Raw genomic sequence first — 16,488 nt, 5'->3', positions numbered from 1 at the left:
TCAAAGGTCTCTCAACTGTTTCCGGAGAGCCTCTCTACCCCTGTGTATTCTCGTTTTCACCGTACCAACTGGTATATTCAGAATCTCACTAATTTCTTTTAACGAGAGTTCATCAATATACTTTAATACGATGACCGAACGATATTTGTCGGGTAATCTTAAAATTTTTTGCTGAATGGTACTCGATAATTCAAGAGACACCACCTCATCCTCTGGCAAAATGCCATCAGCAGCAATTTGAGAATACATATTTAATCCTTCTGTTCCTGCCACCTCTGCATCTAAATAATAATCCGGCTTTTTTTTGCGAATACGGTCGATGGTCAGGTTGGTTGCAATGCGGTACAGCCACGTGGAAAACTTACGATTCACATCAAAGCTTTCGATATTCACATAAGCACGAATAAACGCCTCCTGCGCAATATCTTCCGCTTCGTGTGCATTCCCAAGCATACGGTAGCACAGCTGATAAATTTTGTCTTTATACAGGTCTACGATGTCTGCAAATGCGTTCTGGTCGCCTTTTTTCACTTGCTTAATTCTCTTTTTAATCATTGTGTCCATAGTATATTCAACCTCTGCCTTCACCGGTCTTTATGTATACGAACCTCTTTCCAAAAGGTTTCATTCTCCTCTAAAAAATAGTGTAACAAATTTTTGACAGTGTGTTACGCTTATCAACCGGTAAAAACCTTAACATATCCTTAAATTTTTCCAAAACAAAAAAAGAACGGGCACAAGTCCCGCTCTACAATAGCTTTTCACCCATTAATGAACCAATTAATGCAACTGCCGCTTCTGCGGTTTTGTTTTTCTCATCTAATACCGGATTTACTTCAACAAATTCAGCAGACGTTAAAATACCCGCCTCCTCTAAAAGCTCCATTGCGAGATGACTCTCCCGGTAACTAATGCCGCCTGCTACCGGAGTACCTACACCAGGGCATTCCGCTGGGTCTAGTCCGTCTAAATCAAGCGACAGATGGACACCATCTGTTCTTTCCTTTAGATACGCAATGGCTTCCTCCATCACCCTTGTCATCCCTAAACGATCAATTTCATGCATCGTATACACTTTAATGCCTTTCTCTCGAATCAATGCCCGCTCTCCTTCATCTAAAGATCGAGCACCAATTATAACGACATTTTCAGGCTTCAATTTAGGCGAATAACCGCCAATGTTCGTTAAATCTTCATGCCCAAAACCGAGACTGACAGCAAGCGGCATGCCATGAATATTTCCAGAAGGAGAGGTTTCCTCCGTATTCAAATCCCCGTGTGCATCATACCAAATGACACCTAAGTTGTCATAATGCTTGGCTACTCCAGCAAGTGTGCCAATCGCAATGCTGTGATCACCGCCTAAAATGAGCGGAAACGAACCAGATTGCACAATACTGTCAACCTTCTCAGCAAGCAGATGATTCGCACCAGCATTCTCAGTCAAATTTTTCAGCTTTTCACTTGTATATAAACCTTTCTCATCATCTCTTTGTTCAACCGGAATATCTCCAAGATCCTCTACATCAAATGAGAGCGTTTCCAATTTTTCTTTTACGCCTGCACAACGAATCGCACTCGGCCCCATATCGACGCCCCTTCTCATTTGACCCAAATCCATTGGAACTCCAATAATCGTGACCTGCTTTTGCTCTCCCATATGTACATCCCCTTTCCGTTCATGCTTATATTTTACTTTCTTGATGCCTTCTGACTCAACTCGACAACATTTTGAATAGTTATACAGTCCCTCTGCCAACATAAAAAAAGACACCTTTTTCAAAAAGGTGTCTTAACTGGGCTAGCTGGATTCGAACCAACGCATGACGGAGTCAAAGTCCGTTGCCTTACCGCTTGGCTATAGCCCAAAAATGGTGGAGGGGGACGGATTCGAACCGCCGAACCCGGAGGGAGCGGATTTACAGTCCGCCGCGTTTAGCCACTTCGCTACCCCTCCACATATGGAATTGATAAAGAAAAAACAGTGCCGGCAAGAGGACTTGAACCCCCAACCTACTGATTACAAGTCAGTTGCTCTACCAGTTGAGCTACACCGGCATATGGTGGAGGATGACGGGCTCGAACCGCCGACCCTCTGCTTGTAAGGCAGATGCTCTCCCAGCTGAGCTAATCCTCCACATCATGGTGACCCGTACGGGATTCGAACCCGTGTTACCGCCGTGAAAGGGCGGTGTCTTAACCGCTTGACCAACGGGCCAGTTTGTCAAGTTTGTTGTTTCCGTGAAGCTGACAAAAGTTATTATATACAGGTTGTCCCCCTTTTGTAAAGGGGATTTTTATTTTTTTTATTTTCTAACTATTTACTCCCTATTCGTTCAACATTTCGACTGAAATATAATTTCAATATTCAAATATAATATTGAAATTTCATATCATACTCAATATACTGAAAATGAAGAAATAAGGAGGTATGTCACATGCAGCCATCTCAACTGCGTTCTTTGACAACAGAATCAAGAAACCCCAACACAATGGGAATTTCCCAAGCGGATCCGCTTGAAATACTCCAGATGATCAATGAAGAAGATATGAAGGTCGCTCAAGCAGTCAACCTTGTACTTCCACATGTCAAAACAGCAAGTGACTTTGCTTATGAATCCATCTCAAATGGAGGCAGACTCGTTTATTTAGGCGCCGGAACAAGCGGCAGAATCGGCGTAATGGATGCTGTCGAATGTCCCCCAACCTATAGCGTCTCACCTGATGTCATTGTAGGCATCATGGCAGGCGGAGACTCAGCTTTTTCTCAAGCTGCCGAAGATGTGGAAGACAGTGAAGAAGCCGGCAAACAGGATTTAGTACACATCCACCTGACATCAAAAGATACAGTCGTCGGTATTGCCGCAAGCGGCAGAACACCTTATATCATCGGCGCTTTAAACTACGCAAAGTCAATTGGAGCGAAAACAGTAGCCCTCAGCTGCAATGAACAAGCAGAAATTAGCGAGCTTGCAGATTGCGCCATTGAGGTTATTGTAGGACCAGAAGCCATCACTGGGTCAACAAGAATGAAAGCAGCATCCGCTCATAAAATGATTTTAAATATGCTTTCCACCTCAGTCATGATCAGACAAGGCAAAGTATATGAAAACTTGATGGTTGATGTAAAAGTCAGCAATCATAAATTAAAAGAACGCGCCATCACCATCATTCAACATGTGACAAATGCTTCCTACGAACAAGCCGTAAAGACTCTTGAAGCAGCAGACTTAGAAGTCAAAACGGCCATCGTCATGCTCCAAACAAACACAGACAAGAAAACAGCCAAAGATTTACTTAACAAAACGAATGGCCATATTGACAAAGCGATCTCACGTTATCAGTCCTAAAGGAGGCAGAGCTCATGTCAGCAGGTGGACTTACCCTACTACACACAATCAAATCAAAGCTTCCCCAATCTGAAAAAATCATTGCAGACTATATCCTTGCCCATCCTGACAAAGTCATTAAAAGCACAGTACATGAAATTAGTCAGGCAGCCGGCGCAAGCAGCTCTGCAGTCATCCGCCTTTGTAAATCTCTCGGGCTGGATGGCTATCAAGATTTAAAAATGCGGATCGCTGGAGACTTGATACATGACGATAAACAAGGCTACAGAGATATCGAACAAGATGAACCGCTTCAATCCATTATTCAAAAAACAGCAGGAAACTCGATTCAATCGATTAAGGACACCGCTTCTATTTTAAATGCAGATGCTTTAGAAAAGGCTGTTCAATTACTGCTGCATGCAAACCAAATTCATTTTATCGGTGTTGGTGCATCTGGCATCGTCGCAGCTGATGCCCAGCAGAAATTTCTCAGAATTAACTATGCAGCAACAGCCTTCACTGACATGCACATTGCATCTACGGTCATTGCAAATGCGGGTGAGAATGACATTGTGTTTGGGATCTCCTTTTCAGGAGAAACGTTAGACATCATTCAAGCCCTTCAGCTCGCAAAAGACAATCAAGTGAAAACCATTGCTTTAACACATCCAGGTCATACAAGCGTTTCTGCTTTATGTGATGTTCACCTATCGACGTCCGGTTCCAATGAAGCACCTTTTCGCAGTGCTGCCACTTCCTCTAGAATGGCACAGCTCTACTTAATTGATGTCTTGTTCCTCAGTTTAGCTTCTCGTCAATATGAAGAGACAGCCCAATATATTGACAAAACAAGGCAAGCCATCCGCTCCATGAAACGAAAATCAAAGGGGGATTCAACATGAGTCATCAAAAGAAATATCAGCAGTTGGCGAAAGACATTCTTTCACTCTGTGGTGGTTCTGAAAATATCTCTTCCCATACACATTGTATGACAAGGCTCCGAATTACACCGATGGACAATGAAAAAGTTCACGTCACAGCAATCAAAGAACTCGATGGCGTCATTGGCGTCGTCGAAGCAGAAACGCTTCAAATCATTTTAGGCACTGGCGTTGTCAACCAAGTATCCAGTGCGTTTGAAGAGCTGCTAAATGCCTCTGGCTCTTATGATTTAAACAACGAAGCACAAAAAAACAAGCAAGCCATTTCACAAAAGAACCGTACACCGTTCAAGCTGTTCTTACGGCGGATTGCCAGCATTTTCATTCCAATTATTCCGGCACTAGTTGCCTCAGGTCTGATTACCGGGATAACAAAAGCAATCGTGCAAGCAGGCTGGCTTGACGAAAAATCTCAAGCTGCGATTATTTTAACGGTTATAGGGTCTGGCCTTTTCGCTTATCTCGGGATATTAGTCGGAACAAATGCCGCAAAGGAATTTGGAGGCTCTCCTGCATTAGGCGCATTAGCTGGTATCCTTATTATTAACCCAGCCTCCGCAGACATTATGTTATTTGGCACAAATATTCTACCAGGCAGAGGCGGACTCATCGGTGTTCTTCTAGCCGCCATCTTTATGGCACTTGTGGAAACCCGAATTAGACGCTTCGTCCCGCAATCACTTGATATCATCGTCACACCAACCATCACACTGCTCATTACAGGCATTTTCACGTACGTTGTCTTCATGCCAGTCGGCGGATTTATATCTGATGCCATCACCTCAGGACTGACTTATCTATTGAATATGGGCGGAATTTTCGCAGGATTTGTTCTTGGTGCTACCTTCCTCCCACTTGTTGTAACAGGACTTCACCAAGGGCTGACACCGATTCATATGGAACTCATCAATTCAATTGGAGATGACCCGCTTCTGCCAATTCTCGCTATGGGCGGTGCAGGACAGGTCGGCGCTGCATTCGCCATTTATATGAAAACAAAAAAGAAAAAACTCAAAAGAGCCATTGCTGGCGGACTTCCTTCAGGGATGCTGGGCATTGGCGAACCACTCATTTTTGGTGTCACACTCCCGCTGGGACGACCATTTCTCACCGCTTGTCTTGGTGCAGGAATCGGCGGCGCATTTCAAGCCTACTTCCAAATTGCGACGAAAGCCATCGGGGTATCCGGTCTTCCATTAACCTTTATTGTTCACACACATCAAATGCTTCTTTACTTAATTGGATTATTTATCGCATATGTTGCTGGTTTTTTCTTCACATACTTATTTGGATTTCATGATGATATGGCTGTTGAATTCGAGGATCACAATCAATAAGGAGGACTAGACCTTGAAGAAATGTTTTCTTTTGATCACATGTCTGTTCATGCTCCTTGGGTTACCAGTACAAACATTTGCAACTAGCTCCCATCCTGTATCGTCTTTGTCTAAAACAGCTCCTGAAGAATATCCCGTTTTAAAAAAAGCAAAACGACCGGAACAAGCAGGTGTTTCTTCCAGGCAGCTGAGGAAGGTTGATCAAATGATTCAAAATGACATCAAAGCAGGATTTCCAGGAGCCGCTCTCATCATTATCAAGGACGGAAAGATGGTCCATCAAAAAGCCTATGGCTACCGGCAAAAATACGATGGCACAACAGAACTCAAATCGTATAAAAAAATGAAAAAAGATACACTATTCGATTTGGCATCCAATACAAAAATGTATGCGACCAATTATGCCCTGCAAAAGCTTGTCTACGAGAAAAAACTTGATGTCAACGAAAAAATACAGACCATCCTTCCAGATTTTCAGGATGAACCTGATGCAAAGGTAACCGGTAAAGACCAGCTTCGGGTAAAAGATCTTCTCACCCATTCTGCGGGTCTCCCTTCCAGTGTCTTATTTTATAGCAAAGAATCAGCTGGCACTTTTTATTCTCAAGACAGAAAAACAACGATGAAATGGCTGCCAAAGGTACCGCTGCAATACAAGCCAGGTACCCAGCACATTTACAGTGACATTGATTACATGCTGCTAGGCATGATCATCGAAAAGAAAACAGGCATGCCTCTTGATCAATATGTCGAGTCAACAATTTATCGGCCGCTAGGTCTCAAACATACAATGTTCAATCCGCTGCAAAAAGGGTTCAAGCCGAAGCATTTTGCAGCAACGGAACGTTTAGGCAATGCACGAGACGGTGTCATCGATTTTGAAAACATCCGACGGTACACCCTGCTAGGTGAAGTACACGACGAGAAAGCATATTACTCAATGGCAGGTATCTCCGGCCACGCTGGACTTTTCTCGAACACCTCAGATATGGCCGTGCTGCTTCAGCTGATGCTTAATAAAGGAGGCTATGGAAAAACAACCATTTTTGATCAGGCTTCTATCGATCTCTTTACAGCCTCATCTGATACGAACCCAACTTACGGGCTAGGCTGGCGAAAAAACGGTCATACTGACATGGAATGGATGTTTGGAAAATATGCAAGTAACGAAGCCTATGGGCATACTGGCTGGACCGGCACAATGACGTTGATTGATCCTAAACACAATTTAGGTGTCGTGTTGCTGACGAATAAGAAACATTCACCCGTTGTTTCACCAGAAACAAATCCTAATCAATTTGAAGGCGACCTGTTCCCAACTGGTACTTATGGAAGCATCATGACCGCAATCTACGAATCTTTTCAGTAAAAGGAGGAATTCGATGTTGAAAGCTCTCTTCCCCGCTGCACTGGTTTTAGCCCTGCTAACCTCTTCCATTCCAACGGAAAAGGTTAGCTCTGCCTCTCTGCCAACCGCTAAACAAATGGTTCAAGACATGTCACTGGATGAAAAGATAGGTCAAATGCTCATGCCGGACTTTCGCAATTGGCAAACAAAAGATGAATCCGCACCTACAGGCTTCACAAAGATGAATAACGAAGTATCTCATCTTGTAGAAAAATATCATCTAGGCGGTGTCATCTTGTTTGCCGAAAATGTCGTTGATACGGAACAAACCGTGAAACTCACCCATGAATTTCAAAAAGCATCACCAAACATTCCTTTACTCATTTCCATTGATCAAGAAGGCGGAATCGTCACAAGGTTACAAAAGGGAACACATTTCCCAGGAAATATGTCGATTGGTGCCTCTAGAAGCAAAAAAAATGCATATGACACAGGAAAAATCATCGGAAAAGAATTAAACGCCTTAGGCATCAATACAAACTTCTCTCCTGTGCTTGATGTGAATAATAACCCAAACAACCCCGTCATTGGTGTCCGTTCCTTTAGCTCTGATCCTGCTCTTGTCTCTAGACTTGGCCTTCAAACCATGAAAGGACTTCAAAAGGAAAAGACCATTTCTACACTAAAACATTTCCCGGGACATGGTGATACAGCCGTCGATAGTCACTACGGCTTGCCGCTCGTAGAGCATGACCTAGATCGTTTAAAAAAGGTTGAGCTATATCCGTTCCAACAAGCGATCAATGCTGGTGCAGATATGGTCATGACCGCTCATGTGCAATTTCCTGCCATTGATGACACAACGTATCGAAGCAAAAAAGATGGCGAGGACATCATGGTTCCAGCAACCTTATCAAAAAAAGTCATCACAAACTTATTAAAAGAAGAGATGGGCTTTCACGGTGTTGTTGTGACAGACGCTCTAAATATGAAAGCGATTGCAGATAATTTCGGACAGGAAGAAGCCGTAGTGATGGCCATTAAAGCAGGTGTCGACATCGCTCTCATGCCAGCACCAGTCACCTCATTAAAAACAGAGAAAAACCTAGAGAATGTATTCAATGCTGTCAAACAAGCGATTTTAAAGAAAGAGATTCCGATATCTCAGATTAACGAATCTGTCGAAAAAATTCTTCAATTGAAAATCAAACGCGGCATTATTTCCTCCAAAAAACCAATCAGTCTTGAGAAAAAAATCAAAAAAGCCACTCAAGTCGTCGGGAAAAAGTCGCACCTTAAAGCAGAACAAAAAATGGCACGTGAAGGAATCACCCTGCTTAAAAACAACAAAAAGACCTTACCTTTCAAGCCTAAAAAGAATGACAAAATCGTGGTCATGGCACCTTATGAAGATCAGACAAAAGCAATGTCTGTCACACTCGAATCTCTCATGAAACAAAAAAAGATCAAGCCTGTACGCATCCAGTCATATGCTTTTGCGGATAAAACGTTCACCAAAGATACAGCCAAACTGATTCAAGAAGCTGACTATGTCATCACTGGCTCTTACGTTGTCCAAAATGATCCAGCTGTGAATGATGGCGTAATTGATGACAATGTCCAGGATCCGAAAAAATGGGCTACTGCCTTCCCTCGTGCTGTCATGAAAGAAGCAGCAGCACAAAACAAAAAAATGGTCATCATGAGTCTTAGAAATCCTTATGATGCGGCAAATTTTGAAGAAGCCGATGCCTTACTAGCTGTGTACGGTTTTAAAGGCTACTCAAACGGACAATTCAATCAGCCAAATATTCCTGCTGGACTAGAAGTGATATTTGGAGCTGCATCACCTAAAGGGAAACTGCCAGTTGATATCCCATCTGTCACTCATCCAAATCAAACCCTTTACCCATTCGGCTATGGCCTCAACTTGAAAGGGAAACAGATCAAATAGGAGGGATTCTCTTGAAGAAAACAGTCAGTTTCATACTCGCAAGCTTTCTCATGATGAGCACATTGACCGCCGCCTCTCCCGCAGAAGAACGAACAGATACAAAAGGAAAAAAAGCAGCAGTCAAAACAGGGATTGAAACACTTCTCTCAAGCAACCTTTCATGGCTAAAAGGGAAAAGAGTTGGTCTCATTACCAATCCGACTGGCATTGATGCAAATATGAAAAGCAGTGTCGATCTCCTATTTGAACATCCAAATATCAAGCTCACTGCTTTATATGGACCTGAACACGGCGTACGCGGCGATGCACAAGCAGGAGAAGGCGTCGAATCCTATACCGATGAAAAAACAGGTCTTCCTGTTTACTCTCTTTATGGAAAAACAAGAAAACCAACTCCTGAAATGCTGAAAAATGTAGATGTCCTGCTGTTTGATATTCAAGACGTTGGTGCTCGTTATTACACCTATATTTACACAATGGCCTATGCGATGGAAGCCGCTAAAGAAAACAACATTCCCTTTGTTGTCCTAGACCGCCCAAATCCCATTGGCGGACTAAAAGTAGAAGGACCTGTTTTAGAGCCTGAACACGCCTCATTTGTAGGGCTCTATCCAATCCCATTAAGACATGGAATGACCACTGGTGAGCTTGCAAACCTGTTTAACAAAGAGTTTCATATCAATGCTGATGTAACAGTCATCAAAATGAAAAATTGGAAGCGGTCCATGACATTCGATGATACAAAGCTGCCGTTCGTCCTTCCTTCTCCTAACATGCCAACAGTGGATAGTACCTTTGTATATCCTGCCACAGGATTAATTGAAGGCACAAATGTCTCTGAAGGCAGAGGAACGACAAAACCATTCGAGCTCATTGGTGCACCATATATCAATAGCAGCGAGCTGGCAGATCATTTAAATCAGCTAAAACTAAAAGGCGTTCAATTTAGACCTGTGTCATTCACCCCCACATTTTCTAAACATGCCGGTACACTATCTCACGGTGTGCAGTTATACGTCACAGACCGCTCATCCTTCGAAGCAGTGAAAACGGGGTTATCCATTATCAAAGCAATACATGATTTATACCCTAATGACTTTCAGTTTCTTCAAACAGGCAGCTTTGACAAACTCATCGGGAATGGCTGGATGAAAGAAGAAATCAATAAAGGAACTTCCGTCAAACACATTATGAAACGCTATCATCACGACCTTAAAACATTCGAAAAGAAGCGAAAAAAATATCTCATCTATTAAATCATAGAAAAAACCTCCATCTATCAAAGGATGGAGGTTTTTTTCATGAGAAAGATTTGGTCACAGCAGGTGCTTTCAGCTCAAAACGATTGAGCAAGAAGCCAAACAAGGCAGCAAGCACTTGCTGAAACAGCATGCCAATCACCACAGGAACAGCGACAGCAGGCGGGAAAAAGCTAATGGCAAGCACAGCCCCCGCACTAATGTTTCTCATTCCGCCCGTATACACGATGGCCACAATCTCTCCTTGGGTACATTTCATTGTCTTTCCAATCAACCATGCAAACGCATATCCACTCATCGCAATGAGAAACACAGTCGCTGCCTTGCTAAAAAATGCGGCATCCAGTTCACGCAAGTATGGCGCAACAACAGAACTGTTAATCGACACCACTACAAACAAGCCTATTTTTGAAAAAGGTGACAGTGTCTGACTGATCATTTTTGTCACAGCAGGCTTTGCATAGTGACGAACGAGCATCCCTAAAATAGATGGAAGCACCACCATCCCAAACAGCCCTTTCATGATCGCGACCATGTCCATATGAACCTGTGCACCGGCTAAAAGTGACAAACTGGCTGGCACAATCAATGGCGAAAGCAATGTATCAATTAAAATAATGGATAACGTTAACCCAACATTCCCCTTATACATTGCCGCCCATATTAAACTAGAAACTCCTGTGGGAATCACCATTGCCAGTGTCAAACCGGTGATCGTCATGGCATCACCTGCAAATATGAGATGTCCCGCTGACCAAGCATAAAGAGGCATCAACACGTGCAAAATCATAAACGATAAAATCAAAGGCAATGGGTGCATCACCGTATGCTTTAAAGCCGAAAAAGTAGAAGACAAACTCCCTGCAAAGGTCATCACAGCAAATACCCACGGCACCAAAAACGTAAAATCCTTTAAATAGGCCGCCAACAAAACACCGAGTAACACACTAAAAGGTGTAATGAGCGGCATCATCCGGCCGAGCACTTGGTTCAAACGCACAAGCATGCCGGCCACCTCCATCCTTCACTTTCTTACCTTTACTATTGTAACAAACAAAAAGGCCTTTTTAAGAACCATTCACTTGTTTCATAAGCTTTTGACTTGATGTATCCATTCCAACTACGTCCACTTGGACGCCATTTGCTTGATACCTCTCCTTTATACGTTCTATTGCTGCTACGCCTGATTCATCCCATATACGCGCTTCAGACAAATCAATCACAACAGATTGGAGTTCTTTCCCCTGATGGAAAGCTTGGATCAAATCAGTGACAGAAGCAAAGAAAATTTGACCTTTAACTCGATATACCCAAATGCCTGTCTGGCTTTCTTTAGACGTAATATGAAGCTTCGATATCTTTGCGACAAAGAATACCGCACTAAGCAGTACACCTGCAAAAACGCCTTTTGATAAATCATGAGTCATCACCACCGTCACGACCGTGACAACCATCACAATAGAATCTGTTTTCGGATTCTTTTTTAGCTGCTGAAAGGAACTCCAATCAAATGTGCCAATGGAAACCATGAACATCACAGCCACTAGAGCAGCCATCGGAATTTGAACCACGACATCACCTAGTACAAAAATCAGCACCATTAAAAAAGCACCTGCTACAAAGGTAGAAAGCCGGCCTCGTCCTCCTGCCTTCGTATTAATCACAGATTGGCCAATCATCGCACAGCCAGCCATACCACCAAAGAATCCCGCAACCACATTGGCAATCCCTTGACCTCTCGCTTCCTTGTTCTTATTACTAGACGTCTCTGTCATATCATCGACAATCTGTGCGGTTAAAAGAGACTCAAGTAAACCAACCATCGCAAGTGCTAAAGAATAAGGAAAAATGATAGCAAGTGTTTCCCAGTTAAACGGAACTTGAGGTATCAGAAAAACAGGCAAAGAACTAGGAAGCTCTCCCATATCTCCAACTGTTCTAACATCAATATGTCCAAATACGGCCAATATCGTCATTACAATAATGGCAATGAGTGGGGAAGGTATCACCTTTATCACCATAGGCAATAAATAAATGATCAGCAAGGCGCCCCCTGTCATCATATACATAGCCATTGATTCCCCAACGAAATGTGGAAGCTGAGCCATGAAGATCATAATAGCCAACGCATTAACAAAGCCAACCATGACGGACCTCGGAATAAATTTCATCAAACGAGACACTCGGCACAATCCAAACACAATTTGAATCAAACCCGTCAAAATCGTAGCTGCAAACAAATATTGCAACCCATGATCAGCGACCAAGTTAACCATGACGAGAGCCATAGCCCCTGTTGCAGCCGAAATCATGCCTGGGCGTCCACCCACAAACGAAATCACAATCGCGATACAAAATGATGCATACAAGCCGACCTTCGGATCAACGCCCGCAATAATCGAAAACGCAATTGCCTCAGGAATTAAAGCCAGTGCGACTAATATACCCGCAAGCACGTCCTGACGTACATGTCCAAACCATTCTTGCTTTACAAATAAATCTTTCAAACCATCTACTCCTTTTTATATACATACCGTACATGGAAAAAGAAGATCAACTATACCTGGAGATAAAGAAAGGGAAAACAAACGATACTTCACTTTCGAGGGAAAAGAGGAACGTACAGAGTCTTTTAATATAGAGGATATCACTTTAGTAAGAATAAAAGAAAGAGAATGAAGAATCAAGAACAAAAAGAAGGGATAAGTAAAAAATCGATGCAACACTTCTGTGCAAGTCGTTTTATTCCTTTTCCTAATGTCATCAGTCTACTGATCATCGAGCAGTTCAATATATATAAACAAACAAAAAAAGCCTTCTCATCATCGAGAAACCTTGTTATATCAACATATAGAGGAAAGCTTCCAAGCGGGCTCGAACCGCTGACCTCTTCCTTACCATGGAAGTGCTCTACCTACTGAGCTATGGAAGCATGGCTCCGCAGGTAGGACTCGAACCTACGACCGATCGGTTAACAGCCGATAGCTCTACCACTGAGCTACTGCGGAATGATAAAGTAACTTCTTCCATTGGAAGGATATAAATAAAAAGCTTGGCGGCGTCCTACTCTCACAGGGGGAAACCCCCAACTACCATCGGCGCTGAAGAGCTTAACTTCCGTGTTCGGTATGGGAACGGGTGTGACCTCTTCGCTATCGCCACCAAACCTGATGGAGAGAATGTTCTCTCAAAACTAGATAACAATGTTCATGCTTCACAATAGAATATAGGTTAAGTCCTCGATCTATTAGTATCTGTCAGCTCCACGTGTCACCACGCTTCCACCTCAGACCTATCAACCTGATCATCTTTCAGGGATCTTACTTCCTTGCGGAATGGGAAATCTCATCTTGAGGGGGGCTTCATGCTTAGATGCTTTCAGCACTTATCCCGTCCGCACATAGCTACCCAGCGATGCCCTTGGCAGAACAACTGGTACACCAGCGGTGCGTCCATCCCGGTCCTCTCGTACTAAGGACAGCTCCTCTCAAATTTCCTGCGCCCGCGACGGATAGGGACCGAACTGTCTCACGACGTTCTGAACCCAGCTCGCGTACCGCTTTAATGGGCGAACAGCCCAACCCTTGGGACCGACTACAGCCCCAGGATGCGATGAGCCGACATCGAGGTGCCAAACCTCCCCGTCGATGTGGACTCTTGGGGGAGATAAGCCTGTTATCCCCGGGGTAGCTTTTATCCGTTGAGCGATGGCCCTTCCATGCGGAACCACCGGATCACTAAGCCCGACTTTCGTCCCTGCTCGACTTGTAGGTCTCGCAGTCAAGCTCCCTTGTGCCTTTACACTCTGCGAATGATTTCCAACCATTCTGAGGGAACCTTTGGGCGCCTCCGTTACATTTTAGGAGGCGACCGCCCCAGTCAAACTGCCCACCTGACACTGTCTCCCTGCCCGATAAGGGCAGCGGGTTAGAAGGTCAATACAGCCAGGGTAGTATCCCACCGATGCCTCCACCGAAGCTAGCGCTCCGGTTTCCAAGGCTCCTACCTATCCTGTACAAGCTGTACCAACATTCAATATCAGGCTGCAGTAAAGCTCCACGGGGTCTTTCCGTCCTGTCGCGGGTAACCTGCATCTTCACAGGTACTATAATTTCACCGAGTCTCTCGTTGAGACAGTGCCCAGATCGTTGCGCCTTTCGTGCGGGTCGGAACTTACCCGACAAGGAATTTCGCTACCTTAGGACCGTTATAGTTACGGCCGCCGTTTACTGGGGCTTCAATTCGCACCTTCGCTTACGCTAAGCGCTCCTCTTAACCTTCCAGCACCGGGCAGGCGTCAGCCCCTATACTTCGCCTTACGGCTTCGCAGAGACCTGTGTTTTTGCTAAACAGTCGCCTGGGCCTATTCACTGCGGCTTCTCGGGGCTTTAACACCCTAAGAAGCACCCCTTCTCCCGAAGTTACGGGGTCATTTTGCCGAGTTCCTTAACGAGAGTTCTCTCGATCACCTTAGGATTCTCTCCTCGCCTACCTGTGTCGGTTTGCGGTACGGGCACCTCTCACCTCGCTAGAGGCTTTTCTTGGCAGTGTGGAATCAGGAACTTCGCTACTAAATTTCGCTCGCCATCACAGCTCAGCCTTTACGGGAAACGGATTTGCCTATTTCCCAGCCTAACTGCTTGGACGCGGATATCCAATACCGCGCTTACCCTATCCTCCTGCGTCCCCCCATTGCTCAAATGGTGAGGAGGTGGTACAGGAATATCAACCTGTTGTCCATCGCCTACGCCTTTCGGCCTCGGCTTAGGTCCCGACTAACCCTGAGCGGACGAGCCTTCCTCAGGAAACCTTAGGCATTCGGTGGACGGGATTCTCACCCGTCTTTCGCTACTCATACCGGCATTCTCACTTCTAAGCGCTCCACCAGTCCTTCCGGTCTGGCTTCACAGCCCTTAGAACGCTCTCCTACCACTGTTCGCAAGAACAGTCCGCAGCTTCGGTGATACGTTTAGCCCCGGTACATTTTCGGCGCAGAGTCACTCGACCAGTGAGCTATTACGCACTCTTTAAATGGTGGCTGCTTCTAAGCCAACATCCTGGTTGTCTAAGCAACTCCACATCCTTTTCCACTTAACGTATACTTTGGGACCTTAGCTGGCGGTCTGGGCTGTTTCCCTTTCGACTACGGATCTTATCACTCGCAGTCTGACTCCCAAGGATAAGTCATCGGCATTCGGAGTTTGACTGAATTCGGTAACCCGGTAGGGGCCCCTAGTCCAATCAGTGCTCTACCTCCGAGACTCTTACCTTGAGGCTAGCCCTAAAGCTATTTCGGAGAGAACCAGCTATCTCCAGGTTCGATTGGCATTTCACCCCTACCCACACCTCATCCCCGCACTTTTCAACGTGCGTGGGTTCGGGCCTCCATTCAGTGTTACCTGAACTTCACCCTGGACATGGGTAGATCACCTGGTTTCGGGTCTACGACCACGTACTCATGCGCCCTATTCAGACTCGCTTTCGCTGCGGCTCCGCATCTTCTGCTTAACCTTGCACGGGATCGTAACTCGCCGGTTCATTCTACAAAAGGCACGCCATCACCCGTTAACGGGCTCTGACTACTTGTAGGCACACGGTTTCAGGATCTATTTCACTCCCCTTCCGGGGTGCTTTTCACCTTTCCCTCACGGTACTGGTTCACTATCGGTCACTAGGGAGTATTTAGCCTTGGGAGATGGTCCTCCCGGATTCCGACGGAATTTCACGTGTTCCGCCGTACTCAGGATCCACTCTGGAGAGAATGACATTTCAGTTACAGGGCTGTTACCTTCTTTGGCGGGCCTTTCCAGACCTCTTCGCTTATATCATTCCTTTGTAACTCCGTATAGAGTGTCCTACAACCCCAAGAGGCAAGCCTCTTGGTTTGGGCTGTTCCCGTTTCGCTCGCCGCTACTCAGGGAATCGCATTTGCTTTCTCTTCCTCCGGGTACTTAGATGTTTCAGTTCCCCGGGTATGCCTTCTCATACTCTATGTATTCAAGTATGGATACTACTCCATTACGAGCAGTGGGTTTCCCCATTCGGAAATCTCCGGATCAAAGCTTGCTTACAGCTCCCCGAAGCATATCGGTGTTCGTCCCGTCCTTCATCGGCTCCTAGTGCCAAGGCATCCACCGTGCGCCCTTTCTAACTTAACCATTTCTTACTTTAGAAAGAATCACTATGTGTGATGAACTTTGCATTGCATTCAATGTGAATGTATTACTTATTGTTATCTAGTTTTCAAAGAACAATCCTGTCTCGCTAGAGACATGTTTTGAAGGAATGATCCTTCAAAACTAAACAAGACGAAAACG

10 protein-coding genes, 7 tRNA genes and 2 rRNA genes are annotated in these 16,488 nt (G+C 44.8%); 6 read left to right on the top strand and 13 right to left on the bottom strand.

Translation table 11 applies throughout. The annotated features are described in order from the left end of the window. The 7 genes from sigW to M1D81_RS01035 form a co-directional block, all read right to left on the bottom strand. On the bottom strand, positions 1-564 hold the full coding sequence (gene sigW / locus M1D81_RS01065; RefSeq protein ID WP_024424449.1) for an RNA polymerase sigma factor SigW: 564 nt from the start codon (positions 562-564) through the stop codon (positions 1-3). 184 nt (positions 565-748) lie between these two features. After that, positions 749-1,660 carry an arginase gene (rocF, locus tag M1D81_RS01060; protein ID WP_456265911.1) on the bottom strand — a complete coding sequence of 304 codons (912 nt, stop codon included), beginning with the start codon at positions 1,658-1,660 and terminating at the stop codon, positions 749-751. 136 nt (positions 1,661-1,796) lie between these two features. Beyond that, positions 1,797-1,868, bottom strand: a tRNA-Gln gene (locus tag M1D81_RS01055). Between the two features lie 4 nt (positions 1,869-1,872). Further along, positions 1,873-1,957: transfer RNA gene (locus tag M1D81_RS01050), tRNA-Tyr, on the bottom strand. A 28-nt stretch (positions 1,958-1,985) separates the two neighbouring features. Beyond that, positions 1,986-2,058 (bottom strand) — tRNA-Thr (locus M1D81_RS01045). A 3-nt stretch (positions 2,059-2,061) separates the two neighbouring features. Further along, a tRNA-Val gene (locus M1D81_RS01040) sits at positions 2,062-2,137 on the bottom strand. 6 nt (positions 2,138-2,143) lie between these two features. Then, positions 2,144-2,218: transfer RNA gene (locus M1D81_RS01035), tRNA-Glu, on the bottom strand. Positions 2,219-2,438: 220 nt separating this feature from the next. On the opposite strand from M1D81_RS01035, the gene murQ reads away from it, so the two are divergent. From murQ to M1D81_RS01005, 6 genes are read left to right on the top strand one after another with little or no spacing between them, the layout of a single operon-like run. Next, the gene (murQ, locus tag M1D81_RS01030; protein WP_456265912.1) at positions 2,439-3,350 is read left to right on the top strand and encodes an N-acetylmuramic acid 6-phosphate etherase; all 912 of its coding nucleotides are present in this window, start codon (positions 2,439-2,441) and stop codon (positions 3,348-3,350) included. Positions 3,351-3,364: 14 nt separating this feature from the next. Further along, entirely contained in the window at positions 3,365-4,234 is an 870-nt protein-coding gene (locus M1D81_RS01025; protein ID WP_456265913.1) for a MurR/RpiR family transcriptional regulator, read from the top strand. Further along, positions 4,231-5,610 (top strand): PTS transporter subunit EIIC, encoded by a 1,380-nt coding sequence (locus tag M1D81_RS01020; RefSeq protein WP_024424453.1) that lies wholly within the window; start codon positions 4,231-4,233, stop codon positions 5,608-5,610. The genes M1D81_RS01025 and M1D81_RS01020 overlap by 4 nt, the downstream gene beginning before the upstream one ends. Positions 5,611-5,623: 13 nt before the next feature. Further along, positions 5,624-6,979, top strand: coding sequence for a penicillin binding protein PBP4B (gene pbp4b, locus M1D81_RS01015; RefSeq protein ID WP_456265914.1), 1,356 nt, complete (start codon positions 5,624-5,626; stop codon positions 6,977-6,979). A gap of 13 nt (positions 6,980-6,992) precedes the next feature. Further along, positions 6,993-8,912, top strand: coding sequence for a glycoside hydrolase family 3 protein (locus M1D81_RS01010; protein ID WP_456265915.1), 1,920 nt, complete (start codon positions 6,993-6,995; stop codon positions 8,910-8,912). A gap of 50 nt (positions 8,913-8,962) precedes the next feature. Beyond that, on the top strand, positions 8,963-10,168 hold the full coding sequence (locus M1D81_RS01005; RefSeq protein ID WP_456267174.1) for an exo-beta-N-acetylmuramidase NamZ family protein: 1,206 nt from the start codon (positions 8,963-8,965) through the stop codon (positions 10,166-10,168). A 43-nt stretch (positions 10,169-10,211) separates the two neighbouring features. Here M1D81_RS01005 and M1D81_RS01000 read toward each other — a convergent pair whose 3' ends face one another. The 6 genes from M1D81_RS01000 to M1D81_RS00975 all read right to left on the bottom strand — a co-directional run bounded on the left by M1D81_RS01000 (position 10,212) and on the right by M1D81_RS00975 (position 16,329). Beyond that, entirely contained in the window at positions 10,212-11,177 is a 966-nt protein-coding gene (locus tag M1D81_RS01000; protein WP_456265916.1) for a bile acid:sodium symporter family protein, read from the bottom strand. A gap of 61 nt (positions 11,178-11,238) precedes the next feature. Beyond that, entirely contained in the window at positions 11,239-12,678 is a 1,440-nt protein-coding gene (locus M1D81_RS00995; RefSeq protein WP_456265917.1) for a SulP family inorganic anion transporter, read from the bottom strand. Positions 12,679-13,030: 352 nt separating this feature from the next. Continuing rightward, positions 13,031-13,103, bottom strand: a tRNA-Thr gene (locus M1D81_RS00990). A gap of 1 nt (position 13,104) precedes the next feature. Further along, a tRNA-Asn gene (locus tag M1D81_RS00985) sits at positions 13,105-13,179 on the bottom strand. Positions 13,180-13,221: 42 nt separating this feature from the next. Continuing rightward, positions 13,222-13,337: ribosomal RNA gene (gene rrf / locus M1D81_RS00980) — 5S ribosomal RNA — on the bottom strand. 61 nt (positions 13,338-13,398) lie between these two features. Then, a 23S ribosomal RNA gene (locus M1D81_RS00975) occupies positions 13,399-16,329 on the bottom strand. Positions 16,330-16,488 lie beyond the last annotated feature (159 nt).

It is taken from the genome of Bacillus sp. JZ105, assembly GCF_053903125.1.
The sequence above is the reverse complement of the archived record's forward strand: the minus strand, read 5'-3'. Positions and strand labels throughout refer to the sequence as shown.